Source organism: Mesoflavibacter sp. (genome assembly GCF_964226795.1).
In the GTDB taxonomy this organism is placed as follows: Bacteria; Bacteroidota; Bacteroidia; order Flavobacteriales; family Flavobacteriaceae; genus Mesoflavibacter; species Mesoflavibacter zeaxanthinifaciens.
This window is the reverse complement of sequence record NZ_CAXQQP010000004.1, coordinates 31567-56228: the sequence shown is the minus strand read 5'-3', so window position 1 is coordinate 56228 and position 24662 is coordinate 31567. Positions and strand designations below refer to the sequence as shown.

General features: G+C 31.4%; 24 protein-coding genes. 8 read left to right on the top strand and 16 right to left on the bottom strand.

What is annotated here, in order from left to right:
* Position 1: 1 nt before the first annotated feature.
* Entirely contained in the window at positions 2 to 367 is a 366-nt protein-coding gene (crcB, locus tag ACEQT4_RS01695) for a fluoride efflux transporter CrcB (RefSeq protein ID WP_370225710.1), read from the top strand.
* A 1-nt stretch (position 368) separates the two neighbouring features.
* On the opposite strand, the gene ACEQT4_RS01690 is transcribed toward crcB, so the two are convergent.
* Positions 369 to 971 carry a DUF1684 domain-containing protein gene (locus tag ACEQT4_RS01690; RefSeq protein ID WP_370225709.1) on the bottom strand — a complete coding sequence of 201 codons (603 nt, stop codon included), beginning with the start codon at positions 969 to 971 and terminating at the stop codon, positions 369 to 371.
* Positions 972 to 1246: 275 nt separating this feature from the next.
* Here ACEQT4_RS01690 and ACEQT4_RS01685 point away from each other — a divergent pair, with 275 nt between their 5' ends.
* Entirely contained in the window at positions 1247 to 2467 is a 1221-nt protein-coding gene (locus tag ACEQT4_RS01685) for an MFS transporter (RefSeq protein ID WP_370225708.1), read from the top strand.
* A gap of 65 nt (positions 2468 to 2532) precedes the next feature.
* Positions 2533 to 3504, top strand: coding sequence for a YpdA family putative bacillithiol disulfide reductase (locus ACEQT4_RS01680; RefSeq protein WP_370225707.1), 972 nt, complete (start codon positions 2533 to 2535; stop codon positions 3502 to 3504).
* Here ACEQT4_RS01680 and ACEQT4_RS01675 read toward each other — a convergent pair.
* Positions 3501 to 3941 carry an Lrp/AsnC family transcriptional regulator gene (locus ACEQT4_RS01675; protein WP_027880750.1) on the bottom strand — a complete coding sequence of 147 codons (441 nt, stop codon included), beginning with the start codon at positions 3939 to 3941 and terminating at the stop codon, positions 3501 to 3503. The genes ACEQT4_RS01680 and ACEQT4_RS01675 overlap by 4 nt on opposite strands.
* A 116-nt stretch (positions 3942 to 4057) precedes the next feature.
* Here ACEQT4_RS01675 and ACEQT4_RS01670 point away from each other — a divergent pair, with 116 nt between their 5' ends.
* On the top strand, positions 4058 to 4453 hold the full coding sequence (locus ACEQT4_RS01670; RefSeq protein WP_223078052.1) for a hypothetical protein: 396 nt from the start codon (positions 4058 to 4060) through the stop codon (positions 4451 to 4453).
* Between the two features lie 137 nt (positions 4454 to 4590).
* On the opposite strand, the gene ACEQT4_RS01665 is transcribed toward ACEQT4_RS01670, so the two are convergent.
* The 5 genes from ACEQT4_RS01665 to ACEQT4_RS01645 form a co-directional block, all read right to left on the bottom strand.
* On the bottom strand, positions 4591 to 4989 hold the full coding sequence (locus ACEQT4_RS01665) for a sigma-70 family RNA polymerase sigma factor (RefSeq protein ID WP_370225705.1): 399 nt from the start codon (positions 4987 to 4989) through the stop codon (positions 4591 to 4593).
* Between the two features lie 231 nt (positions 4990 to 5220).
* On the bottom strand, positions 5221 to 6306 hold the full coding sequence (locus ACEQT4_RS01660) for an L-dopachrome tautomerase-related protein (protein WP_370225704.1): 1086 nt from the start codon (positions 6304 to 6306) through the stop codon (positions 5221 to 5223).
* Positions 6307 to 6316: 10 nt separating this feature from the next.
* Complete coding sequence (locus ACEQT4_RS01655; protein WP_027880746.1) at positions 6317 to 6829, bottom strand: lactoylglutathione lyase family protein; 513 nt, start codon at positions 6827 to 6829, stop codon at positions 6317 to 6319.
* 77 nt (positions 6830 to 6906) lie between these two features.
* Positions 6907 to 7524, bottom strand: a complete 618-nt coding sequence (locus ACEQT4_RS01650; RefSeq protein ID WP_027880745.1) for a DEAD/DEAH box helicase — start codon at positions 7522 to 7524, stop codon at positions 6907 to 6909.
* A 116-nt stretch (positions 7525 to 7640) separates the two neighbouring features.
* Positions 7641 to 11063, bottom strand: coding sequence for a methylmalonyl-CoA mutase family protein (locus ACEQT4_RS01645; RefSeq protein WP_370225703.1), 3423 nt, complete (start codon positions 11061 to 11063; stop codon positions 7641 to 7643).
* A 146-nt stretch (positions 11064 to 11209) separates the two neighbouring features.
* Here ACEQT4_RS01645 and purU point away from each other — a divergent pair, with 146 nt between their 5' ends.
* From purU to ACEQT4_RS01630, 3 genes are all read left to right on the top strand, one after another.
* Positions 11210 to 12058: a formyltetrahydrofolate deformylase gene (gene purU / locus ACEQT4_RS01640; protein WP_370225702.1), complete on the top strand. Its 849-nt coding sequence runs from the start codon at positions 11210 to 11212 to the stop codon at positions 12056 to 12058.
* A 183-nt stretch (positions 12059 to 12241) separates the two neighbouring features.
* Positions 12242 to 12943, top strand: coding sequence for a DUF4197 domain-containing protein (locus ACEQT4_RS01635; protein WP_370225700.1), 702 nt, complete (start codon positions 12242 to 12244; stop codon positions 12941 to 12943).
* 246 nt (positions 12944 to 13189) lie between these two features.
* Positions 13190 to 13387 (top strand): Lacal_2735 family protein, encoded by a 198-nt coding sequence (locus ACEQT4_RS01630; protein WP_027880741.1) that lies wholly within the window; start codon positions 13190 to 13192, stop codon positions 13385 to 13387.
* Here ACEQT4_RS01630 and ACEQT4_RS01625 read toward each other — a convergent pair.
* From ACEQT4_RS01625 to prfA, 4 genes are read right to left on the bottom strand one after another with little or no spacing between them, the layout of a single operon-like run.
* Complete coding sequence (locus tag ACEQT4_RS01625; protein ID WP_370225699.1) at positions 13355 to 14155, bottom strand: helical backbone metal receptor; 801 nt, start codon at positions 14153 to 14155, stop codon at positions 13355 to 13357. The two genes, ACEQT4_RS01630 and ACEQT4_RS01625, sit on opposite strands and share 33 nt — an antisense overlap.
* Entirely contained in the window at positions 14155 to 14970 is an 816-nt protein-coding gene (gene pyrF / locus ACEQT4_RS01620) for an orotidine-5'-phosphate decarboxylase (RefSeq protein ID WP_370225698.1), read from the bottom strand. Before pyrF ends, ACEQT4_RS01625 begins: the two co-directional genes overlap by 1 nt.
* A 59-nt stretch (positions 14971 to 15029) precedes the next feature.
* Positions 15030 to 16391 (bottom strand): DUF5723 family protein, encoded by a 1362-nt coding sequence (locus tag ACEQT4_RS01615; RefSeq protein WP_370225696.1) that lies wholly within the window; start codon positions 16389 to 16391, stop codon positions 15030 to 15032.
* Between the two features lie 20 nt (positions 16392 to 16411).
* Positions 16412 to 17488, bottom strand: coding sequence for a peptide chain release factor 1 (gene prfA, locus ACEQT4_RS01610; RefSeq protein WP_027880737.1), 1077 nt, complete (start codon positions 17486 to 17488; stop codon positions 16412 to 16414).
* A 426-nt stretch (positions 17489 to 17914) separates the two neighbouring features.
* On the opposite strand from prfA, the gene ACEQT4_RS01605 reads away from it, so the two are divergent.
* Positions 17915 to 18577 (top strand): ATP-binding cassette domain-containing protein, encoded by a 663-nt coding sequence (locus tag ACEQT4_RS01605; protein WP_370225695.1) that lies wholly within the window; start codon positions 17915 to 17917, stop codon positions 18575 to 18577.
* 25 nt (positions 18578 to 18602) lie between these two features.
* Here the strand turns inward: ACEQT4_RS01605 and ACEQT4_RS01600 are convergent, their stop codons facing one another.
* The 5 genes from ACEQT4_RS01600 to ACEQT4_RS01580 all read right to left on the bottom strand — a co-directional run bounded on the left by ACEQT4_RS01600 (position 18603) and on the right by ACEQT4_RS01580 (position 24659).
* Positions 18603 to 19301 carry a hypothetical protein gene (locus ACEQT4_RS01600; protein ID WP_370225693.1) on the bottom strand — a complete coding sequence of 233 codons (699 nt, stop codon included), beginning with the start codon at positions 19299 to 19301 and terminating at the stop codon, positions 18603 to 18605.
* A 109-nt stretch (positions 19302 to 19410) separates the two neighbouring features.
* Positions 19411 to 20361 carry a DUF3078 domain-containing protein gene (locus ACEQT4_RS01595; RefSeq protein ID WP_027880735.1) on the bottom strand — a complete coding sequence of 317 codons (951 nt, stop codon included), beginning with the start codon at positions 20359 to 20361 and terminating at the stop codon, positions 19411 to 19413.
* 15 nt (positions 20362 to 20376) lie between these two features.
* Complete coding sequence (locus ACEQT4_RS01590; protein ID WP_370225692.1) at positions 20377 to 21555, bottom strand: AIR synthase related protein; 1179 nt, start codon at positions 21553 to 21555, stop codon at positions 20377 to 20379.
* Between the two features lie 97 nt (positions 21556 to 21652).
* Positions 21653 to 23146, bottom strand: coding sequence for a carboxypeptidase regulatory-like domain-containing protein (locus ACEQT4_RS01585; RefSeq protein ID WP_370225691.1), 1494 nt, complete (start codon positions 23144 to 23146; stop codon positions 21653 to 21655).
* A gap of 37 nt (positions 23147 to 23183) precedes the next feature.
* On the bottom strand, positions 23184 to 24659 hold the full coding sequence (locus ACEQT4_RS01580) for a CsgG/HfaB family protein (protein WP_081653211.1): 1476 nt from the start codon (positions 24657 to 24659) through the stop codon (positions 23184 to 23186).
* Between the last annotated feature and the right edge of the window lie 3 nt (positions 24660 to 24662).

Sequence of the window (24662 nt, the reverse complement as noted above, 5' to 3'; positions counted from 1 at the left end):
CATGAAGCAACTAGTATTAGTTTTTATTGGTGGTGGCTTTGGTAGCGTATTACGTTTTATTATTGGTAAATGGCTAAACAGCAATCAAACAGGAATACCTTATGGTACATTTTTAGCTAATATTTTAGGTTCGCTTTTAATTGGATTTATTTTAGGATATGCCTTAAAAAATAATAGCCTAAACCAGAACCAAACCTTATTATTAGCAACTGGTTTTTGTGGCGGCTTCACTACCTTTTCTACCTTTGCTTATGAAAATCATTTGTTTTTAAAAAGTGGCGACTTTACTAGCTTTGCTATCTATACAATTGCTAGTTTTATTTTAGGATTTTTAGCGGTGTTTTTAGGTATTTGGCTAGCTAAATAAATTATTTTTTAAACATTTTAACACCAGCTTTTACAGCAACATCAAGATAATTTTCTCTTGGAACAATTGGGCAAGAAAATTTTTCGTTATAAGCGCAATATGGGTTGTATGCTTTATTAAAATCTATTTCTATAGTATTACCTTCTGGTATTCTTAAATCTATATAACGTCCGCCGCCATATGTTGTATCTCCGTTAGTATCATCCAAAAAGGGTAAGAATAAATAATCCTCAAAGCCTTTTTTTGTCATTAACTCTTTACCTTGATAGACATTAAGTGTATATGCTTTTCCTTTTAATTTAAAGTTTAAAACACCATAAACACGCTCGTCTGTAGTTTCATTTAAGGTCCTTTTCATTTTAAACCATTTAGAGTTTGGTGTGCGTTTTAAAATTGCTTTAACCACAAAAGTACTATCAAATTGAAAAAAATCTAAACCATTAAAGTCTTGTCTATCTCTATCTGTTAAAGGCGATTTAGAAGCATCTTTAAACATGGCGTTTTGTTCTTTTTGCCAATCAGTTGCTCCTAAAATTGGTTGTTTACCTTCTTTACAAGTAAAGATTACTAGTACAAAACTGAAAATAAAAAAGAAGTTTTTCATTTTTAAAAAATTAAATTATTTAGTTTCAAAAATACGACTTATTAAAAATTTTACTTAGCTTTGATTCAAACTTTTAAGAAAAGAATGAAAAGAGTCAACACATATTGTAAGCAACAAACCACTTCTATCAAGGATTGCAATAGAAGAAGGACGCTTTATATGTTTTGACAATTTAGATATCAATTTTAAGAATATAAAAAGTCCAGCTTCATTGTTGGACTTTTCTATTTTTAAGCAGCAATGAAGTCAATCTTTTTTAAAACCAACCAAAAAAAATGAAAAGATTACTTAAACTTTATTTAAACACCTTTGATGGGCTATCAAGAGAAGTTTGGTGGCTAGCATTAATTACATTAATCAATCGTGCTGGTACGATGGTTATCCCGTTTTTATCATTATATCTTACTGAAGATTTAGAGTTCTCTCCGTCTACAGTTGGATCGATTATGGCTGCTTTTGGATTAGGATCTGTTGTAGGATCTTGGCTAGGCGGAAAATTAACCGATAAGATTGGCTACTATAAAATTATGGTATTTAGCCTTTTTGTTTCTGGGTTATTATTCGTCTTACTTCAATATTTAAAAACCGTACTAAGTTTATCCATTGGTATTTTTGTATTAATGTTAGTTGCAGATATGTTTAGACCAGCAATGTTTGTGGCATTAAGCGCATACAGTAAACCCGAAAATAAAACAAGAAGCGTTACTTTAATTAGATTAGCTATTAATTTAGGATTTTCAGCTGGTCCTGCTGTTGGCGGTTTAATAATTGCTGGATTGGGTTACAATGGTTTATTTTGGGTAGATGGTATAACTTGTATTTTGGCTACCTTACTTTTAATTCAATTATTAAATCCGAAAAAATCTAAGGTTTTAGACGAAGTTAAAGTTGAAGAGCCTTACTCGGCATACAAAGACAAAGCTTTTATTATCTTCCTCTTTGCTTTATTTTTATTCGGAGTTATGTTCTTGCAATATTTCTCTACCATGCCAATATATTACAGAGACAGTCACTTTTTAACAGAACCTGAAATTGGTTTGCTTTTAGGTGCTAATGGTTTTTTTATCTTTTTATTAGAAATGCCTCTTATAAAATGGTTAGAAAACACAAGATTTAATAAAGTAACACTTATATGGTTTGGTGCGTTATTAACAAGTTTAAGCCTTTTAATTTTAAACTTTACAACGTGGTCTGGCATACTAATTATCGGTATGTTTTTAATGACGGTTGGAGAGATGATTGCGTTTCCGTTTGCCAACGCATTTGCTTTACAACAGGCTAAAAAAGGTAATCAAGGAGAATATATGGCATTATACTCTATTGCGTTTTCTTTTGCTCATATTTTTGGTCATAAAGCAGGTTTAGAAAGTGTTAGCATGTACGGTTTTGATAACACTTGGTACATTTTTACAGCAGTTGGTGTGTTGTGCATGTTTTTACTTTTAATCTTAAAACAATTTTTAAAAGCTAAAGAACATAGTAAGTTAAGCATTTAAAACTTTGTTAATGTATATCCTCTAATCTAAGTTTTTTTATCTAATACATTAACTTTGTATTGCTTATGAAAACGACAAATTTAGACATCATCATCATTGGCGCAGGTCCAATTGGTATTGCCTGCGCTTTAAAATGCAAAAAACGTAACTGGAATTATTTAGTAATAGAAAAAGGCGCGTTAACCAATTCATTATTTAATTATCCTTTAAATATGACGTTCTTTTCTACTTCAGAAAAGTTAGAAATAGATAACATTCCGTTTATTAGCAATAACCCAAAACCTACACGTAATGAGGCTTTAGAATACTACCGAAGAGTAGTGACATCTAATCAATTAAATATTAAGTTATACGAAGAAGTATCTACTATTAAAAAGACGAATGATGACTTTAACATTGAAACAAGCAAAAACCAATACAAAGCAAAAAAGGTGATTATAGCTACTGGTTTTTACGATATTCCAAATTTGTTGAATGTACCTGGTGAAGATTTACCTAAAGTATTTCATTATTACAAAGAAGCACATCCGTTTACCTTACAAAATATAGCGGTTGTTGGTGCAAGTAACTCGTCTGTAGATGCTGCTTTAGAAATTTACCGTAAAGGCGGAAACGTAACTATGATTGTTAGAGGCGAATCTATTGGCGAACGCGTTAAATATTGGGTAAGACCAGATATTTTAAACCGAATTGAAGAAGGTAGCATTAAAGCTTATTTTAACTCTGAAATCACTAAAATTGAAGAACACCAAATTACAATTAAAACACCTGAAGGTCAAATAAACTTACCAAACGATTATGTAATTGCTTTAACTGGTTACCAACCTAACTTTAAGTTTTTAGATCAAGCTGGAATTAAATTTTCTGAAGACAAAAAACACATCCCAAATTATAATCCAGATACTATGGAATCTAACGTTGAAGGACTATATCTTGCTGGTGTTATTTGTGGCGGTATGGAAACACATAAATGGTTTATAGAGAACTCTCGCATTCATGCAAAACTAATTGCAGAAGATATTGCCTCTAAAAGCTAAAGCTTTTTTATCGCATTATTTTTTACCACATGAGATAAGATAATTTGCGTTTTACATTCGCCATAAACAATTAATTGATCAATAAAACTCTCTAAGTGCTTTTGGTTTTTTAGGATTACTTCCATAACGATGTTTTCGTTACCGGTAATTCGATAGCAATTTACCACTTCATCAAACGTTTTTACCTTTTCTAAAAACGGTTTTAGTTTTCCCATAAAAGCTTGTAATGTAATTAAGGCTTTTAACTGATAACCAACTTCAAAAGGCGATATTAATGTAATATGATTTTGAATAATCCCTAAATCTTCCATCTTCTTTATACGTTCAGAAACTGCAGGAGAAGTTATACCAACCTGCCTTCCTATTTCTGCATTAGATTGCCTAGCATTTTGCTGCAAACACCTCAAAATCTTCCAGTTAAGATTATCTATATTCATTTTTAAAGAATTTTTAAAAAATAATTTAATTATTAAAGCAAATATATGTTTTTACTTTAACATCTAAAGACGAAAACGTTATCATGTTAGTAATTTTGGTAAAAAGAAAAATTAAAATGTCGGCTCAAGTCCCTTCACACCTATCAGATTTACCCGTTTACAAACAGGCTATACAAATTTTTACACTGTCTAGAAGTATTTCGTCTTATTTAAATCAAGATTTAGCCTATTTATATGAAGATGGAAAAGAGGATAACAACATTTATTTTTCTGGAGATATTGTGCAACAATCTGAATCTCTAGCTCCAGAAATTATTAATGCCGAATTGCAACGCCATTCTGATAAAAAACACAAACATGCAGCATCTGTTAGACGATTAACTAATAGACTTTACAGAAACTGTAAACGACTAGAAAGGTGTAATAGTAATGGTAAAGACTTTCTTCCGTTGTTAAAAAAAGAACTAAGAGTATTTAGAAAGTTACAACGTAATTGGATGATGACGCTTTAATTGCAAATCTTACAATCGTCCTTATCCTTTAACTCGCCAACCAAATAACCATCATTGTTCATTTCGTAACCACAACAATCCATAAAGCCTTGTGCTATTTGCTTTCTTCCACGCTGTATTTGAGATTTTACGGTAGACTAGGAAAGGTTTAAACGCTTAGCGACTTCTTTTTGTTTTAAACCCATAATGTCTGACAAGAAAATAGGTTCTCTGTATTTTTTAGGAAGATTGACCAAAATACCTCTTAAGCAATCTTTTTCTGTATGCTCATGGTTTTCAAAAGTTTCTGTTACTTCAAAATCATTTAGTTCTACTTTAATTTTTTTAGTTTTAAAGTAGTCCATAAGTGTATAGCGCGCCACAGAAAATAACCATGGTTTTAGTTTATCATCATTCTTTAAGGTTTGTAATTTGTTATGTACTTTTATAAAGGTCTCTTGCAAAATATCATCTGTAACACTTTCATCTTTAGTTTTACTTAAGATAAAGCCTTTAATATCTTGCGAATAGGTATCCCAAACGTGCTTTGTAGTCATACTTTAATATAAAAAAATCAGCTTAAATTTTCAAAAAAAACTTAAGCCGATTTTAGGTTTAACAATTACAATTTGTACATGTACAATTTTGACAAGTACAGTCTGCACATCTTCCGTTATTACAAGGTTCGCAATTACAATTACAAGATTTATCTGTTTTCATAAATGAATAAATTTTTAGGGTTCACTTAATAGACGATAAAACTTTAAAAAAGATGCATAATTCTTACGTTATTTTGGTAATTCAACTTTATTTATAGTGAAATTTAAGTCACTTATATCGCCTGAAGCCTCGTTAATTCTAGAATTGGTGTAGTACAAATACCCATCGTAAATACTAAAAGTATCTGCCCATTTTACCTTATCGCCTTCAATTAATGTTTTAATAGTGCCGTTTGGTGTGATATAATCAATTTTATTGTCTTCTAAATCGGCATAATACAGATTACCTTTTTGGTCAAAAATCATTCCGTCTGGCGCTGCTGTTTTGGCTTCAAATTTTACGGACGCTTCAATTTTAGACTTGTCTTTTAAATTGAAACTACTCACAGGAATAGAGTATAAACTGTAGCCTGTTAGCGCGTGGTAAAATAAGCGTTGCTTTTTTTGGTCAAACGCTATTCCGTCAGAATGTACTGTATTTTTCCAAACGATGTTATCAAACGTAAGCTCAGAGACTTCCGCTGTTGTACTTTTGTGGTTATCTAAAATTCGGGTACTTTTTCCTGTGTTTAAATCTAAAGCGACTAATCCTGCGTGACCAGAATCTGTAAAATATAGTTTATTATTTACCTTATCTACACGCAAATCGTTAATGTAAGAATCGCTATGATAACTATCTTTATCTAACTTGTAAGTTTGCTCTAAAGTATTAGTCTTTAAGTTGAATACAAACACTCTTGGCGCATCTACAACACCAGAAAATTTAGGATTTCTCGTATCTAAAACATATAATTTATCCTCAAAAGCAACTACAGATTGTACACCTAAAAATTGATCCTCTTTTGGCTGATCGTCTGGTTGCCATAAATTCCAAATATCACTTGGGTAAGCCTTAAAAGAACCATCTTCAAACACCTCGACTACAGAATATTTAACCGTATCACGCCATCTAGGAAAGTTAGCAAATACACGACCGTTTTCTGTAACTGTTACACCTGTAACTTGTTGACCTTTAAAACTTGCGACTTCGATAATCTCTTGCTTATTTTCAGAAGTTGATTCTGTTGCTTTAGCGGCTTCTGCTTCTTTTTGTGTATCATTTTTACAAGCAAAAATCGACATAAAAAATAGCGATAATATGAATAATCTTTTCATTTTAACTCTTTTATTTGTCTTCATTTGCATAAGCACCAGAAGAATAGGTTAACTCGTAACTGTGTGTATAAATCTCAAAAACAATCCCAAAAGGATCTTCTACATAACACATTTTATAAGGCTTATCGTTTGGATAATATTCTCTAATTGGCATACGTTGTTTTCCGCCAGCAGCAACAATTTTTTCAATTAAACCTTCAATATCTGGGTCTTGCACACAAAAATGAAACAAACCTGTATTAAATGGATTAAATTCTGGTGCTTCTTTTTTTCCGTGAGGAAAACTAAATAGCTCTACACCTATACCGTCTGACGTTGCCAAATGTGCAATTTCAAAAGTTTCCCAATCGTCGCCAAAAACATCTATACACATTTGCCCTATAGCGGTATCGGTTTCTTTTTTTACTAAAGATGGCGGCATAATGGTGTACCAACCCATCACTTCTGAGTAAAATTTTGCAGCTTTATTAATATCTGGTACTGTAATACCAATGTGCGAAAATCGTTTTGGATATGTTGTCATAACTTTGTTTTATAATTATAATAGCTAGCAAAGTTATTTGGTAATTAAAAGAAAGTATGTTATAGGTATTATAAAATTTAAGATTTCACCTTCACCATTCTAGCATTAAACATAAAGCTATCTTGATACGCTGCTATTTTAGAATTGAAATTTTCAGAGAAAATTACAAACTGCGCTTTGGGTGTACTTTCGGTTAATCTTAAAATGTAATTATGATTGTTGTCTCTATTTATAAAATCTGCATCATGTACCACAAACAGTTTTAACTCACCAGTATGCACGCTATTTAAGTGATATAATTTGCTTAACTGTTTTGGTGTTGCTATTAAAATATCTACACCATAATAAATATCTTCGCGTTGCGTTTCTAAGTTTTTAGCGGCATATGCACAATACAATCGTAAATCTGTATTTGCTGTAAAGGCTTCAAATTTTTCTTTTAATTGTAAGGCTTCTTGTTTGTCCTTTACCAAAATTAATGCTCTTGGCGAGTCTTCAAAAGCTTCTGCTTTTAATTTTTGAATCACAGAAATAATTAAAGCGGTCGTTTTACCACATCCTTTTGGTCCAATGCCATAAACACTTGCACCACTTTTTATAATGGGTAATATTTTTTTCTGAAAAGCATTAGGCTGTTCAATACCTAATGTTTCCAAAGATTCTTTTAATAAAGGATGGTATTTTTTGAAGGACATAATTATTATTTGCTACGAAAATAGGGATTAAATAACGTATAAAGAAAAACACCATAATTAAAAATGTAATTATGGTGTTTAGTTTTATTTTATTGTGTATCTAAAATTCTATCTACTTACATGTTTCTCCTGTATTGTCCACCAACTTCAAACAACGCCGAAGTAATTTGTCCTAAACTACAGACTTTACAAACATCCATTAAAGCTTCAAAAATATTTTCGTTGTTAATGGCTTTTTGCTGAAGATCTTTTAACAAGCTTTCAGTATCATTTCCTTTGTGTAGATTTTCTAAAGTTTTAATTTGATTTTGCTTCTCTTCTTCTGTTGCTCTAATCACTTCCGCAGGAATTACAGTTGGAGATCCTTTACTACTTAAGAAGGTATTTACACCAATTATTGGGAAATCTCCGTTATGCTTCAACGTTTCATAATACAAGCTTTCTTCTTGAATTTTACTACGTTGGTACATGGTTTCCATAGCGCCTAAAACGCCACCACGTTCTGTAATACGATCAAATTCTGCTAAAACTGCTTCTTCAACTAAATCGGTTAATTCTTCGATAATGAAAGAGCCTTGTAACGGATTTTCATTCTTCGCTAATCCTAATTCTTTGTTGATAATTAACTGAATTGCCATAGCACGACGTACAGATTCTTCTGTTGGTGTTGTAATCGCTTCATCATATGCATTAGTATGCAACGAGTTACAGTTATCGTAAATCGCGTAAAGTGCTTGCAACGTTGTACGAATATCATTAAAATCAATCTCTTGCGCGTGTAAACTACGACCAGATGTTTGGATGTGATATTTTAACATCTGAGCTCTAGCATTAGCTCCGTATTTATTTTTTAAAGCTTTTGCCCAAATACGTCTTGCTACACGACCAATTACAGCGTATTCTGGATCAATTCCGTTTGAAAAAAAGAAGGATAAGTTTGGTCCAAACTTATTAATATCCATACCACGACTTAAATAATATTCCACGTAAGTGAAACCGTTTGACAACGTCAATGCTAACTGCGTAATTGGATTTGCTCCTGCTTCTGCAATATGGTAACCAGAAATAGATACCGAATAAAAGTTACGTACATTATTATCTATAAAATACTCTTGCACATCACCCATTAAACGTAATGCAAACTCAGTTGAGAATATACACGTATTTTGAGCTTGATCTTCTTTTAAAATATCGGCTTGTACGGTTCCTCTTACTTGAGCAATAGTTTTGGTTTTAATATCGTTATAAACAGCTTCTGGTAAGACTTGATCACCAGTTACACCTAATAACATTAACCCTAAACCATCGTTACCTTCTGGTAAATCTCCGTGGTATTTTGGTCGTTCTACGCCTTTATCTTTGTATATCTTAGCTATTTTAGCTTCAACGTCTTTTTCAAGACCATTTTCTTTAATGTAAATCTCACATTGTTGGTCTATTGCGGCATTCATAAAAAAGCCTAACAACATTGGTGCAGGACCATTAATGGTCATACTTACCGATGTTTTTACATCTGCTAAATTAAATCCTGAATACAGTTTTTTAGCATCGTCTAAACAGCAAATGCTTACACCTGCATTACCAATTTTACCGTAAATATCAGGACGTAAATCTGGATCGTTACCATAAAGTGTTACACTATCAAAAGCTGTAGATAAACGCTTTGCTGGCATACCTTGACTTACATAATGAAAACGCTTATTGGTACGTTCTGGTCCGCCTTCGCCAGCAAACATACGTGCTGGATCTTCGCCTTTACGTTTAAACGGATATAATCCAGATGTATATGGGAATTCTCCTGGTACATTTTCTTGTAACGTCCATTTTAAAATATCGCCCCAAGCTTGATACTTAGGCAACGCTACTTTTGGAATTTGTAAATGCGAAAGCGACTCGGTATGCGTTTCAATCTTTATTTCTTTATCACGAACTTTAAAACTATAAATTGGCGCTTTGTATTTGTTTACTTTGTCTTCCCAACCTGTGATGACTTCCCAATTGTATGGATCTAAGTTTAGTTTGACACGGTCAAATTCTGCGATAAGCATTTTAATGAAGTCCTTATTTTCTGAAGAATCTATAGATATTGATTCTGAAGAAATTCCAGATTTATCCAATTCTGGTGTTTTATCTAAAACAGACTCTAAAGTCTTATAAATTCCATATAATTTTTGTGCAACTTCAACTTGAACTTCTGCAGTATTATCATAAGCACGATTACTTTCTGCTATTTCTGATAAATAACGCGTACGGTTTGGTGGAATAACAAAAACCTTCTCACTCATTTGATCTGTAATTTCAAATGTCGAATTTAAATCGGCTTCAGTGTTTTCAACTAACTTATCCATTACCGTTTTGTACAACGTATTCATTCCCGGGTCATTAAACTGCGATGCGATAGTCCCGAAAACAGGTAATTTATCTTGTGGAATGTCCCAAAGGTTATTGTTACGCATGTATTGTTTACGCACATCTCTTAAAGCATCTAACGCGCCTCTTTTATCAAACTTATTGATAGCTACTAAGTCTGCAAAGTCAAGCATATCAATCTTTTCTAGCTGTGTTGCAGCACCAAATTCTGGCGTCATCACGTAAAGTGAAACATTAGAATGTTCTATAATTTCGGTATCAGATTGACCAATACCAGACGTTTCTAAAATAATTAAATCGTATTCGGCAGCTTTTAAAACCTCAACCGCTTCATTAACATATTTTGATAAAGCTAAATTAGATTGACGCGTTGCCAAACTACGCATATACACTCGTGGTGAATTAATGGCATTCATACGAATACGGTCACCTAACAATGCGCCACCAGTTTTACGTTTAGAAGGATCTACAGAAATTAAACCAATAGTTTTTTCAGGAAAATCGATTAAAAAACGTCTAACAAGCTCGTCTACCAAACTAGATTTTCCTGCGCCACCAGTACCGGTAATTCCTAAAACTGGTGTTTTTGATGTTTTATTTTTATTATGTATTTGATCTAAAGTATTTTTAGCTACTTCTGGGAAATTCTCGGCAGAAGAAATTACTCGCGCTAAATCTTTTGGGTTTTTCTTTGCTAAATCTTCAACTTTTACATCCAGCTTATCTCCTATTGCAAAGTCCGATTGCTTCACAAGATCATTAATCATACCTTGTAATCCTAGCTCACGACCATCGTCTGGCGAGTAGATGCGTGTAATACCGTAATCCATTAATTCTTTAATTTCAGAAGGAAGAATTACTCCGCCGCCACCGCCAAATATTTTGATGTGTCCAGCTCCTTTTTCATTTAAAAGGTCGTACATGTATTTAAAATACTCGTTATGACCACCTTGATAAGATGTTAAGGCAATAGCATTTACATCTTCTTGAATAGCTGTGTTTACAACTTCTTCTACACTACGGTCATGACCTAAGTGAATAACTTCTACGCCGGTAGATTGTATAATACGGCGCATGATATTAATAGATGCATCGTGCCCATCAAAAAGTGATGCTGCAGTTACGATACGTACTTTATGTTTTGGTTTATATGGTGCGATTTGTTCCATTCGTAAAAATCTATCTTTTTATGAGCTGCAATTTACGGATAATTCAAAAAAATTGCGATTAAAATTAAAATATTCTAAAAGAATAAATAAAGATTTTTTTTAGCCTCATTTATAGTAATTTAGTTAACCAACTATACGAGTTATCAATGACTAAAATAACGCTTTTAATTAATTGTAATGACCAATCTGGTATTATTGCAGCTGTCACCAATTTTATAGCTAACAATAACGGAAACATTGTTTACATTGACCAACACGTAGACCGAGAGCAAGATATATTTTTTATGCGTCTAGAAAGTGAGTTTGAACAATTTAACATGACAGCTTTTAAAGCTAATTTTAAATCTGTTTTAGCCGATAAATTTAAAATGAAATGGCGCATTTACGATACCGAAGATGTGCCTAATATGGCTATTTTTGTTTCTAAATATGATCATTGCTTATACGATATTTTAGGACGTTATAATAGCGGTGAACTATTTGTAAAAATACCTTTTATTATAAGTAATCACAACGACTTAAAACCAATTGCAGACAGCTTTAACATACCGTTTTATCATATTCCTGTTACTAAAGACACGAAAAAAGAAGCCGAAACAAAGCAATTAGAGTTATTAAAAAAACACAATGTAAACTTTATTGTTTTAGCGCGTTATATGCAAATTGTTTCTAATAGATTAATTGATGTGTATCCCAATAAAATTATAAATATACATCACTCTTTTTTACCTGCTTTTGTCGGCGCAAAACCTTATCATAGTGCTTATAAACGTGGTGTTAAAATTATTGGTGCAACAAGCCATTATGTGACTGAAGATTTAGATGCTGGTCCAATTATTGAACAAGATGTAGAACGAGTGTCTCATACACATTCTATTGAAGATTTAATTGCCAAAGGAAGAGATCTTGAAAAAATAGTTTTAGCTAACGCTATAAAACTACATTTAAAAAGAAAAGTTATGGTGTTTAACAATAAGACTGTTATTTTTTCTTAATCCTTAGCCTAGCAAAAACGATTGAGGCTTTGTTGAAGCTCTTTTTGTGTTGTTGCACCTATGCAACACAAAAAAGCGACTGCCGAAAGCGTGGTATTTTGTTGAATTTACGTTGCAGACAACGTAAGTTTAACAAAATATTTGCCCTAATAATTAGTACCTTTACCGACTAAATATTTTACTATGAAACGAATTTTTGCTCTACTATTATTAATTTCTGTTACCTCTTGTGCAGAACTACAACAAGTTGTTAACCAATTACCACAAGGAGGAACGGTATCTGAATTAGATATTGCTAATGGTTTACGCCAAGCTTTAGATTTAGGGATAGACAAACAAGTCTCTAAATTAACACAAAAAGATGGGTTTTATAAAAACGAATTGGTTAAAATTTTATTACCTGAAGAATTACAAAAAGTAGATAAAGCGTTACGCGATATTGGATTAAGCAGTCTTGCAGACGAAGGTATTAAAGCGCTTAACAGAGCTGCTGAAGATGCTGTTAGTGAAGCTACACCTATCTTTGTTAATGCTGTTAAAGGGATTACTTTTAATGATGCTAAAAACATTTTGTTAGGTAATGACACCGCTGCAACAGATTATTTAGAAGGCAGAACTAAAACTGAGCTTTACAACAAATTTAATCCGGTGATTAAAAATAGTTTTGATAAGGTTGGCGCTGATCAAATTTGGGCTAATTTAATTACAAAATATAATGCTATACCTTTTACTAATAATGTAAATCCAGACTTAACAGATTATGTTACTAACGAAGCATTAGAAGGTGTTTACACTATGATTGCTGTTGAAGAAGGAGAAATAAGAAACAAGGTTAGCTCTAGAGGTACAGAATTATTAAAAAAGGTTTTTGCACTACAAGACTAACTTTATATAATAATTGCATAATGTTAAGGTAACATTTAAACTAGCAATTTGTCACATCTTTGCACTGCAAAAGTGAAGGAGTTATCTCATTTTCTTTTACTTGAGTTAGTTTAGTTAGTTATTAAAAGAGTCTGTTTTGAAGAAAAAGCGAATGGACTCTTTTTTTTATCAAAAAATTAGAGATTTATTTTTTTTCTTCAAATAAATAAACTAATTTAAATAACTGAAAATCAACCTCTAAAAGTTATGAGTCGTAGAGATAAATTAAAACAACAGCAGTTAAAACTTAACAAACGTTACAAACAACTTGTTGAAGAAGCTTATAATTTGCGTCAAACTAATCATGAAGAAAGCGACTTATCTGAATATAGAGCTTTAAAGCTTTTAGATAAGCTTAATAAACTTAAGTTTTTAGTTAGAGATAGTCCTCAATCGCTTTCTTAACTCTATAAAATAATCAAACGCTTTTATAAGTCTAGAGCCATACCACGAAAAATATTCTCCGTCTACAAAAACGGTTTTTGCGTGGTGTGTTTTACGTCCAATTTCAAAAGCGTGTTCATCTTTAAAAGGATAAGGTTCGCTAGACAAAAAGACAATTTCTGGATCGCCTTGTAATCTTATTTTTTTTAGTTCGACTTCTGGATAACGCTCTAAATTTGCGTAAATATTTTGATATTTATTTAGCTCTAATAAATGATTAATAAACGTATTGTTTGCTGCTACCATCCATGGTTCTCTCCAAATAAAATAGGCGACTTTTAAAACTTTTTCGGCTTTAATAAATGTTTCAAAATTATTTAAATGAAATCGTATTTTATCTGAAATACGTTGCGCGTTAGTGCGTTTTTTAAAAATTACACCATAATCGTTTATCAAATCCAAACAGTCTTGTATAGTTACAATATCTGACACATGAACTTGACAAATCTCTTGACAAGCTTCTACAATTTCTGGCGTATTTTCTTCTTTATTACATAGAATAATATCAGGATTAAGCTGCTTTATCTTTTCTATTTTAATGTTTTTTGTACCACCTACAACTTGTTTTGTACTTTTAAAATGAAGTGGATGCACACAAAATTTTGTAATACCTACAATGCTTTCTTCTAAACCTAAATCATAAAGTAGTTCGGTTTGAGAAGGTACTAAACTAACAATACGTTTTGGCGTAACACTTATATCAATATGATTACCTAAATGGTCTGTCATTATGATTCTAAAATGGCTTGCATTTGCTTTTGTAACTCTTCAGCTTTTTGTGCTGCTGCTTGTGCAAAGTCTTCTTGGTTTGAAGCATAGATAATACCTCTTGACGAGTTAATTAACAAACCTACATCTTTGGTCATACCATATTTACATACGTCTTGAAGGTTACCGCCTTGCGCACCGACACCAGGAACTAATAAGAAACTATTTGGTATTATTTGTCTAATTTCAGATAAATACTCAGCTTTTGTAGCACCAACTACGTACATTAAGCTTTCAGAATTAGCGTATGTTTTAGAGGTTTCTAACACTTGTTTGTAAAGCTCTTTACCATCAACAAGTTTAGTTTGAAAATCAAAAGCACCTTGATTAGAGGTTAACGCTAAAAGTATGGTGTGTTTGTCTTTAAATGCTAAAAAAGGCTCGACTGAATCTTTACCCATATATGGAGCTATGGTTACACTATCAAACGCTAAATCTTCAAAAAAGGCTTTAGCGTACATAGTGCTAGTATTACCAATATCACCACGTTTTGCGTCTGCTATTGTAAAAATTTCTGGGTGATTTTTGTTTATATAATTAATTGTTTTTTCTAAAGCTTGCCAACCTTTTAAACCATACGCTTCAAAAAATGCAATATTTGGTTTGTATGCCACACAAAGATGATGTGTTGCATCTATTATAGCTTTATTAAACTCGAAAATAGGATCTTCGGTTTGTAAAAGATGCTGTGGTATTTTATTTAAATCTACATCTAATCCCACACAAAGGAAGGATTTCTTTTTTTTGATTTGGTCTATTAGTTGTTGTGTTGTCATGTTTATTTATAACCCGAAAAGATTTTATAAAAAAAGCCTCAAAAAGAGGCTTATATTTTTTAATTATTACTTGCTTTAGAATACGATTTACCTTTTTTATAGATTGGTATTTTTAAACCAGCGTATATATTTGCTGCTTGACTTGAATCTGATAACAGATTAGTTAAAATTGTTTGAGACCCAATAAATAATGGTCCTGCTCTAAAACCAAAACCTGCTTGAAAACCACTGTATTCTGATACTCCTAAAGGTAAATAAACACTTACCCATTTACGCTCAAATCTTGGCGTAAGTGTAAATGTATTGTCTATTGAGTTTGTGTTAACTTCTCCTTTTTTTCTTAATGATAAATCACTTCTAAAGTTTAAGAAGAATTGAGAGTCTAAATTATAATCTGCTGTTATATGCAATGCTGTTGGAAGCAATACTTTTGTTGCATTTCTTTCTTCTACTAAGGTGTAGAATGCATCTAGTTTATCTTCAAAATCTTCTTCAGAATTAAACTGTGCTTCATTAATAGAGTTAGTAACATCATAAACTTTTACATCTGCATCTTTGTAGTTAATGCTTCCTATATCTGTTATGCTTATTCCTAATTTAAGTTTGTATGCTGCGTTAGACATATTGTCTATATCTAAAGGATCTTTTCGCCACTCGTAAATAAAACCTAAATCTGCACCTAAACCTTGCGCGTTATCTTCTAGTTTAAAATCGCCATCTCCATCTGCACTAAATGCATTAGAGCTTCCGTATTGTATGGTTCCTGTTGATGTTATTTGTCCATCTCCATTTATAAAAGTATTAGCATTATAATCTACAAGTAAGTTAGACCCTATGGTGTAAGCATTACCAAAACCTCTTAAATACTTTATCGTTGCGCCTCCTTTTAAATAGTGTTGATTATTATCTAACAATACATGTCCGTAAGCAACACCAAACTCTGCCCAACCGTGTGTAGTTATTGTAAAATTATCTTCTTCTATTGTGAAGTCTGAGTTATCATCAAAGTTGTCTTCTACATTTTCAAATAAAACACCACTTAGCTCATTAACGTTAGAAAAAACTCTACCTCTTGTAATGATACCAATACTTGATTTAGGCGAAAGATTAACCATAAAAGACGGTCCCATTACATCTGCACTTATAGTGAAGTTGTTATTATCTTTAGGTTCTGTTCTTGAATCGTCAAAGTCTTCACCTGAAAATAACTCGTTAAAATCTGCAACAAAATAATCATTATTAAATGTTGATGACGCTGATGCTAAGTTTATTTCAGTTCTAAATTTTGAGTTTACAATATTTGCTGGGTTTAATGCAACACCATGCAAACCAGAATAGTTATCTGAAGTATAACCTATAAATGACTGTGCATTGGCTATATTACAAACCAATAGTATAATAGCGATTTTTAAGAGTTTCATTTTAATTGGTTTAGTTAAGGTTAAATAGTCTCGTCACTAGCTTTTAACTTTTCAGTGTTTTCTGCTAATTGTAACTCGTCTATAATTTTTTGGATATCTCCATTAACGATGTTCGATAAATCGTATAAAGTTAAGCCAATACGATGGTCTGTAACACGTCCTTGTGGATAGTTGTAAGTTCTAATCTTTGCACTTCTGTCACCACTTGTCACCATTGTTCCTCTTAAAGCAGCTTCTTCTTCCATCTTTTTTGCTAACTCTAAATCGTATAATCTAGAACGTAATACTTTAAAAGCTTTTTCTTTGTTTTTATGTTGCGACTTTTGGTCTTGACATTGTGCTACTAAACCTGTTGGTGTATGTGTTAAACGTACTGCAGAATAGGTTGTGTTTACAGACTGTCCTCCTGGTCCTGAAGAACAGAAATAGTCTATACGTACATCTTTAGGGTCTATTTCTACATCAAACTCTTCTGCTTCTGGAAACACCATGCAAGTTGCTGCACTAGTATGTACACGTCCTTGAGTTTCGGTTTGTGGTACACGTTGTACACGATGTACACCTGCTTCAAATTTTAATGTACCGTAAACGTCTTCTCCAGATACTTCAAATTGAATTTCTTTAAAACCACCATTTGTACCTTCGCTATAATCTACAACGTCTACTTTCCAACCTTTACCTTCGCAATACTTAGTGTACATTCTAAATAAGTCACCAGCAAAGATACTAGCTTCGTCTCCACCAGTTCCTGCACGTAATTCGACTACCGCATTTTTAGAATCTTGTGGATCTTTTGGTATTAGAAGCATACGTATTTCTTCTTCTAATTTAGGGATACCTGTTTTAGCATCGTCGTATTGCATTTTAGCCATTTCGACCATTTCGGCATCGCTTCCGTCAGAAATAATTTCTTCTGCTTCTTTTAAGTTATTGGTAAGTTCTATATACTCTTCGCGCTTATCCATTAATACACGAAGGTCTTTATATTCTTTATTTAACTCTACATAACGCTTTTGATCTGATATAATATCTGGTTGGATTATTAAATCGCTAACCTCATCAAAACGTTGTTTTACAATTTGTAACTTCTCTAACATCTATCTTTTTTGTTGAAAAACAAAAATACGATAATTTATGAATTTGCAATATTTAATTATCCTGATCAAACACTAAATAATTAATACATATCTTTATTACAAACAAAAACTATTTTTACAGCACACATGACCAAACAATTAAAAAGTATTTTCTATTTGTATAAATCGTTTTTTATCTGGTCATTACTTATAAATTTAATTTTTGTTTTGCTACAAATTCCTGATATAAAGCTTATTTTAATTGTTAAAATTTTATTACTTCTTTTTACCTATTACGTAATGATTAAAACTTACGGAAACCAAAAATTGATGCTGTATAAAATTTTAGGTATTTCTAATTTTAAGTTATTTGCGTCTATATATATAATCGATCTTATTTTTAACATATTATTTTTCTCTTTAATTAACTTTATAACTATATAAATTTTGGTTTTAGAAATAGATAATATCGAATTATATTTTAAAGATAAACACATTTTAAATGGAATTTATCTAAGAGCTGAAACAGGTAAAATCACAAGTATTTTAGGTAGAAACGGATCAGGAAAAAGTAGCCTAATCAACATAGCTTTTGGAACATTAAAAGCTAAATATTGCAATATTAGAATTGATAAAAAACCGCTGATAAAAAAACTATATCTAACTAAAAGAGCAGCATTTTTACCTCAGTTTCATTATACACCAAATCATTCTAAAATAATTTCTATTTTTAACCTATTTAATGTGAAATGGAATAATTTTATTGAAAATTTTCCTGAGTTTTCTAATCTCAAACATTCAAAATTTAATAAGCTCTCTGGTGGACAAAGAAGAATTATTGAAATTTATTTAATCTTAAAAAAAACTTCTGAAATTATTTTTTTAGATGAGCCTTTTTCTAACATTTCACCTTTATATATTGAAAAAATAAAAAGCCTTCTTGAAATAGAGAAAAAACAAAAAGTAATCATTTTGACAGATCATAACTATGAAGTCGTCATAGACATTTCTGATGAAATTTATTTACTTAAAAATGGATGTACTAAACTAATTAAGAACATTAATGAATTAGAGGATTACAACTATTTAATTCCGGGTACTTTAAACTAAAAAGTAAACTTTTTAAAATATATAATTATTCAAAAAGTTTATTTTCTTGATCATCTAGCTCATTAGTATAAATGAGGTAAAATGTCATATAAAAAAATCCTAAAAAGTAGTAAAATCTCTCTAAATAATTAAAGAAATAAATATCAAAGTAATTAGCTACATAGCCTGAAACATCTGCAAACATGATTAAGTAAACAAAAGTAGTAAAATAGAAAGCTCTTTTTGAAGCGTACCTGAAGTAATAATTAGCTACAAAAGTACCTACTAATACCAAAACAAATCCATATATAAAAAGTAAGGTCAACTCTAAATTAGATGCTGTTTTTAGAGATACTTGATATAACGACCTAATACCGATAAGTATATTTAGTATTGCTATTGCTGAAACTATTAATACATCTCTTATTTTTACGTTTAAAAAATTAGTCTTTTTTAAAACTCTTTGCAATAAAAGCAGGTAGGCAGATATCTTTACAACAAAATAGTACTCTGGGATAAGCGGACTATCAAAGTAAAGATCTAAAATATCTGCAAATAAAAGCAGACACACAAAAGAAAGTATTAGATAGTCTTTAATAGTGAAAAGTAAAAAATATATTAGAATAAATAATACAGATATAGCTCTAACAGTTCTAAAAGTTAGCACATCAAAAAAATATACTGATAATAAGTTGACTATTAAGAGTAATGCGATAACAACTTTTATGGCTTGTTTAGAATTCATTAAAAACCCTACTTAATTGGAAAAGGTGTTTTGTAAACTGACACATCTTTTTAATAGACCGCAGCAGATTTTAACAAAAACCTATTAAAAGAAGCAACCATTAAATATACTAAAAATCTACAACAACTCCTATACCTAAAAGTTGTTTCCATTGTATAGATGCACCGCGTTCTATAGCATCTGCTTCTTCGGTCTCGGCTTCTTCTATAATTTTAATGTCATTATCATATTTAATATGAGAGCCTAACGTAGCTTTTACAAAATTGTTTACTTTAAAGTCAAATACTACTTCCCAATCTACATCAATATTACCAAAGCTGTTTAAATAATCTGTATACAAGCTTAACTGGTTACGTAGGTAAATATTCTCCATAACTTGAGCTTCGTAGGCATTGGTTATTAAAATTCCCATTTCGGTCCGCATCATTTCTCCATCTTGTATTTTATTACCGTCTATATCATAAACTGCTGGTGCTACACCAAAAGCACCATTGTCTGCTAATTTTTGGTCTAAAACAAATGTCCCCTTAAAGGTTAGAGGCGATAAATAAAACGATAGTTTTTCTATATTTTTCCCATACTCTGCTCCTCCTCCTACAAACACATATCCTGGTGCCATAAAACGAGAAATAGGATTATCTCTGTTAGGATAATTATACCCATTAGAGTATTGTGTTTTAAAGTTAAATCTACCTGAAAAATACCAATTAGAGATAGTGTCTTTTCTGTAACCAATTGTAGAGATCAACTCAAGTTCGTCTTCAGTTTTTCTTAGTAATTGATCTTCTTGCTTATTAATACCATAACGTGTTCTTATAGCATTAAACCATATTAAATTATTCTTCTTGTAACGTAAGCTAGAATTTAGAGCTAAAAGTGCCGAAATTGAATTAGCACCACCAGCACTCCAGTTTACAAACGTAACCTCGTTTATATCTAAACCTACACGATTAACTTGTTTCCAAGTTAAAGTATCTAAGGTTTTTACAATCGAATCTGTTTCTTGCGCTTGTGTTATTTGGGATACACAAACAGCTAAGATTAAAAGAAAAAATCTCATAATTATAGTTTATTGTTAGTAGGTAAACGTTCCGTATTCACTTTCTATTGTAAGTTTTTTTGTTGAAGATGCTTCTACACGTCCAACAATTTGAGCATCAACATTAAATGATTTTGAAATTTTTATAATCTCTTCGGCTACTTCAGGATTAACATACAATTCCATTCTATGTCCACAATTAAATACTTGATACATTTCTTTCCAGTCTGTTTTTGACTGCTCTTGTATTAGTTTAAATAATGGTGGAATTGAAAACATGTTATCCTTTACAACATGTAAATTATCTATGAAGTGAAGAATTTTTGTTTGCGCTCCGCCACTACAATGAATCATCCCATGGATATCTTCGCTTGTATATTTTGAAAGAATTTGCTTGATAATTGGTGCATAGGTACGCGTTGGAGACAACACTAATTTACCAGCATCTATTGGCGAATTTTCTACCTTATCAGTTAATTTAATTTGACCAGAATACACTAATTCTTCTGGTACTGAAGCATCAAAACTTTCTGGATATTTCTTAGCTAAATATTTATTAAAAACATCATGTCTTGCAGAAGTCAAACCGTTACTTCCCATTCCGCCATTATACTCTTTTTCATAAGTAGCTTGACCAAAACTTTCTAATCCAACAATAACATCTCCTGCTTTGATATTAGCATTATCTATAACATCTGCTCTATTCATTCTTGCTGTTACAGTAGAATCTACAATTATTGTTCTTACCAAATCACCGACATCTGCTGTTTCTCCACCAGTTGAATGTATCGTTACTCCAAAGTTTTTAAGTTCTTCAATTAACTCTTCTGTACCATTAATTATTGCTGAAATAACTTCACCTGAAATTAAATTTTTATTTCTCCCTATGGTTGAAGACAACATAATATTATCTGTTGCTCCTACACAAAGTAGATCGTCAATATTCATTATTAAAGCATCTTGCGCTATACCTTTCCAAACTGATAAATCTCCAGTTTCTTTCCAGTACATGTATGCTAAAGACGACTTTGTTCCTGCACCATCTGCGTGCATTATTAAACAATAGTCAGAATTATTAGTTAGGTAATCTGGCACAATTTTACAAAAGGCTTTTGGGAATAATCCTTTATCTATGTTTTTTATGGCGTTGTGCACATCTTCTTTTGAAGCAGAAACACCTCTTTGACTGTAGCGTTTAGAAATTTCGGAACTCATTGTGTTGTGTTAAGCTACAAAGATATTTATAAAAAAAAAGCACACAAATATTTATGTGTGCTTTTAAGGGTTATTTTGATGTGGTTGGTAAACTTTTTTATTTCCAATCAGGCATTTTTGCATCTTCTTCTATCAACTCTCTTCCGTTAACCTGACCTAATGTTAGTTTATAAATATTACTTTGCGACAATCCATCATTTGGTGTGTTTTCTATTATAATTTCTGCTTCTGTTGGAGAAAATTTAGCATCTAAATCATTAGTCCCTGGTGGTTTTTCAAAAGACACAGCACTATTTGTTGTCATCGTTGTTAAATCATAAATAAATACTTGAGAGTTTAATTGTCTATACTCTTGATTTTCGTTGCCGGTAACGTCTCTTGTATATAATAGTTTTGTACCGTCAAAAGATAAATCAATTCCTCCTGCAGCTCCTGTTACACCTTGTAAAATTATATCCTGAACTACTCCAGATGTATTTATTGTAAAAATCTCTACCTCATAACCATTACTATTGTTTGTCTTTAAGGCTATTGTGGATGTGTTTTGATTCCAATCTACTTCGGTTATAAAATTACCATTAGATGTTTGATATATTTGATTTAATCCAGATCCGTCTGAATCTATTACATACAATTTATCAAAACTTGGATATAAAATTTGAGAATCATTATTTGTCCATTCAAAGTCTATTTCTTCAAAATTAAATCCATTTACTGGTACAGCAGATGTTATTTGCTGAACATCTGAACCATCTAAATTCATAGTAAAAACATGTGTTTGTCCTCCATTACTTCTTAAAAATGCAATTTTATTTAAAGATTGTGCTTTACGAGGTCTCCATGAATTGTTATTTTGAGAGGTTAACTGAATCTCATTACCGTCATCATCTGTAGAAAAGATAACATTATTTCCGTTTATTTTTCGAGTGAAGAAAATTCTATTTTCTGGAAACTCAATAGTTCTAAAGTTGAAAACATTGCTAGATACAGAATTATTAATACCATCATTAGCGGTTACTTGCCAAAAATATTTTGTGTTATACATTAAACCAGAAACTGTTAATGTAGTATCTGTAATTTCTGTAAAACTTATTACATCTGCATTTTGATCATTTAAAATTTCTACAGAGTAAGTTAACTCATCCTCTTCTGGATCTGATCCGGACCAAACTAAATCTACGCTTAGTCCAACTTCTACACTATCATTTAAAGGCTCTAGCAATATAGGTGCGTTTGGTGCATCATTATTTGCTGTTTCAATTTCAAGTTCAAAAATAACATTAGCAGAAACGGACTCTTGAATTGTTGCACCTTCAAACTTTACAATATACCCTTCTTTTTCTGCTTTGACTGAATAATCTCCTACGTCTATATTAGAAATTTGAAAATTTCCTTCCGAATCAGAAAAAATTGTACTAGTATTTGGATTAGTAGAGATTTTTACATTTTCTAATGGTATGTTAGTACTTTTTTCTACCACTTTACCTGTTAAAGTACCTTGTCCTGTTATTGTGATAGTTTCTTCACTACAAGCACAAAAAAGAACTAAAGCGCTTATTGTAAAAAATATTTTGAGTATGTGATTTTTCATGGTTTATTTAATTAATAGCTAATCGATTTAAACAAGTTTATTCTTCTTTTGTTGAATCCTTTTTTTGTTTAAGATTCTCTTTTCTAATCCTACGCTTTTCTTGTTTTAACTCTCTTTTCTGTTGTTTTTTCAGGTCTTTATTACTCTTTGGTGCAGAAAAATAATAATTAACACCAATCCCAAACCTGTAATACATATCATCTCTTTTACCTGCCTCTACAAAGTCTAATTGATCTGTAAATGCAGTATTGTGCTCTGCATAGCCAAATACACCTATATTATTATTCACCATATATTCTAAACCTGCTCCAAATTGCATTTTTAAATCTATAGTATCAAAATAATTTGAAGCATTAGATCCTACTCCTGCGAAAACATAAGGTGTAAACTTATCGTATGGTAACATGACATATTCTGCATTCAAATCAAAAGACATGTAACCTTCATTAAGCAGCTGTTTATTTTTTAAATTAAATTTGTTGTAGGTAAAATTTACATTTATAGCAGGATTTAAAAAGTATTTAAACCCAATCTTACTATTAAACTCAAATTCTGGATTTGGTAAATCACCACTAATCCTAGATAAACCTAAAGCACCTGTAACTGCTGTCTTACCTCTTCTTTTTATTAATAACCTATCGTAAATCTCTGTAGACATAGCATCAGATTTTTCTAAGAGATAATCATCAACTAACTTCTTAGAAGCCTCTTGTGTTGCTTGAGGAGCCCATAATTGATCTTTAATTCCTTCAATAATTAAAGCCTCTACCGCTTTTTCAATTGCTTCTGTAACTGCCATTTGTCCTGGTTCATTTTTTGTAATTCCAGTTTCTGCCTCTAATAATCTTTTAAATTTTACATATCTAAATAAACTTGCATCTATAGCTTGAGACAATATAGTTTTTGAAACATAAACGGTTTTTAACACTTCTCCGTTAGATGTAGAAACTGCTCTAAGATATACTGTTATTCTATCTTGTCGATATTGTGTTGATCCTCCTAAACCAAAATATCTTGCTCCAAAACCACCAGTTATAATATTAGAGTCGTAAGAAATTATACCTCCTTCTAACAACACACCTGCATATAATAATGGTGGTAATTGAGGTTCGTTTGGATTGGTAGTTTGCCTATATTGCTTTCTTGTTGATCTAATTATATTCCTCTCTGTAGAAAGATTTGTAAAGTTTTCTCTTTCTATTACAGTAAACCATTTAGAATCTTCTAACGCTTTTGTTAAAATTGTTGTAGCTCCTTGTGTTACAGCTGTACTAAAAGAACTACCGTTTTCTGTTGGTTTATATTGACCTGTTTGGTCTCTAAAATTGTAAACACCAACAACTATTGGTTCTTTTGGTGGCGGTAGGTTTATTAAGTTTTTATTAGCCTTAGTTTGTTCTCCTAATTTTGCTCGTTCTTGTTGATATGGTTGGTTAAAATAAGTTCCACAAGACGTTAATATAATAGCACAAATAATTAGAACAACAATGTTTAAATTATTGATTTTAGTCATTTA

Excerpts from the sequence above, each read along its gene's own strand:
- crcB (WP_370225710.1), top strand. The coding sequence starts at position 2 with ATGAAGCAACTAGTATTAGTTTTTATTGGTGGTGGCTTTGGTAGCGTA.
- ACEQT4_RS01690 (WP_370225709.1), bottom strand. The coding sequence starts at position 971 with ATGAAAAACTTCTTTTTTATTTTCAGTTTTGTACTAGTAATCTTTACT.
- ACEQT4_RS01685 (WP_370225708.1), top strand. The coding sequence starts at position 1,247 with ATGAAAAGATTACTTAAACTTTATTTAAACACCTTTGATGGGCTATCA.
- ACEQT4_RS01680 (WP_370225707.1), top strand. The coding sequence starts at position 2,533 with ATGAAAACGACAAATTTAGACATCATCATCATTGGCGCAGGTCCAATT.
- ACEQT4_RS01675 (WP_027880750.1), bottom strand. The coding sequence starts at position 3,941 with ATGAATATAGATAATCTTAACTGGAAGATTTTGAGGTGTTTGCAGCAA.
- ACEQT4_RS01670 (WP_223078052.1), top strand. The coding sequence starts at position 4,058 with ATGTCGGCTCAAGTCCCTTCACACCTATCAGATTTACCCGTTTACAAA.
- ACEQT4_RS01665 (WP_370225705.1), bottom strand. The coding sequence starts at position 4,989 with ATGACTACAAAGCACGTTTGGGATACCTATTCGCAAGATATTAAAGGC.
- ACEQT4_RS01660 (WP_370225704.1), bottom strand. The coding sequence starts at position 6,306 with ATGAAAAGATTATTCATATTATCGCTATTTTTTATGTCGATTTTTGCT.
- ACEQT4_RS01655 (WP_027880746.1), bottom strand. The coding sequence starts at position 6,829 with ATGACAACATATCCAAAACGATTTTCGCACATTGGTATTACAGTACCA.
- ACEQT4_RS01650 (WP_027880745.1), bottom strand. The coding sequence starts at position 7,524 with ATGTCCTTCAAAAAATACCATCCTTTATTAAAAGAATCTTTGGAAACA.
- ACEQT4_RS01645 (WP_370225703.1), bottom strand. The coding sequence starts at position 11,063 with ATGGAACAAATCGCACCATATAAACCAAAACATAAAGTACGTATCGTA.
- purU (WP_370225702.1), top strand. The coding sequence starts at position 11,210 with ATGACTAAAATAACGCTTTTAATTAATTGTAATGACCAATCTGGTATT.
- ACEQT4_RS01635 (WP_370225700.1), top strand. The coding sequence starts at position 12,242 with ATGAAACGAATTTTTGCTCTACTATTATTAATTTCTGTTACCTCTTGT.
- ACEQT4_RS01630 (WP_027880741.1), top strand. The coding sequence starts at position 13,190 with ATGAGTCGTAGAGATAAATTAAAACAACAGCAGTTAAAACTTAACAAA.
- ACEQT4_RS01625 (WP_370225699.1), bottom strand. The coding sequence starts at position 14,155 with ATGACAGACCATTTAGGTAATCATATTGATATAAGTGTTACGCCAAAA.
- pyrF (WP_370225698.1), bottom strand. The coding sequence starts at position 14,970 with ATGACAACACAACAACTAATAGACCAAATCAAAAAAAAGAAATCCTTC.
- ACEQT4_RS01615 (WP_370225696.1), bottom strand. The coding sequence starts at position 16,391 with ATGAAACTCTTAAAAATCGCTATTATACTATTGGTTTGTAATATAGCC.
- prfA (WP_027880737.1), bottom strand. The coding sequence starts at position 17,488 with ATGTTAGAGAAGTTACAAATTGTAAAACAACGTTTTGATGAGGTTAGC.
- ACEQT4_RS01600 (WP_370225693.1), bottom strand. The coding sequence starts at position 19,301 with ATGAATTCTAAACAAGCCATAAAAGTTGTTATCGCATTACTCTTAATA.
- ACEQT4_RS01595 (WP_027880735.1), bottom strand. The coding sequence starts at position 20,361 with ATGAGATTTTTTCTTTTAATCTTAGCTGTTTGTGTATCCCAAATAACA.
- ACEQT4_RS01590 (WP_370225692.1), bottom strand. The coding sequence starts at position 21,555 with ATGAGTTCCGAAATTTCTAAACGCTACAGTCAAAGAGGTGTTTCTGCT.
- ACEQT4_RS01585 (WP_370225691.1), bottom strand. The coding sequence starts at position 23,146 with ATGAAAAATCACATACTCAAAATATTTTTTACAATAAGCGCTTTAGTT.
- ACEQT4_RS01580 (WP_081653211.1), bottom strand. The coding sequence starts at position 24,659 with ATGACTAAAATCAATAATTTAAACATTGTTGTTCTAATTATTTGTGCT.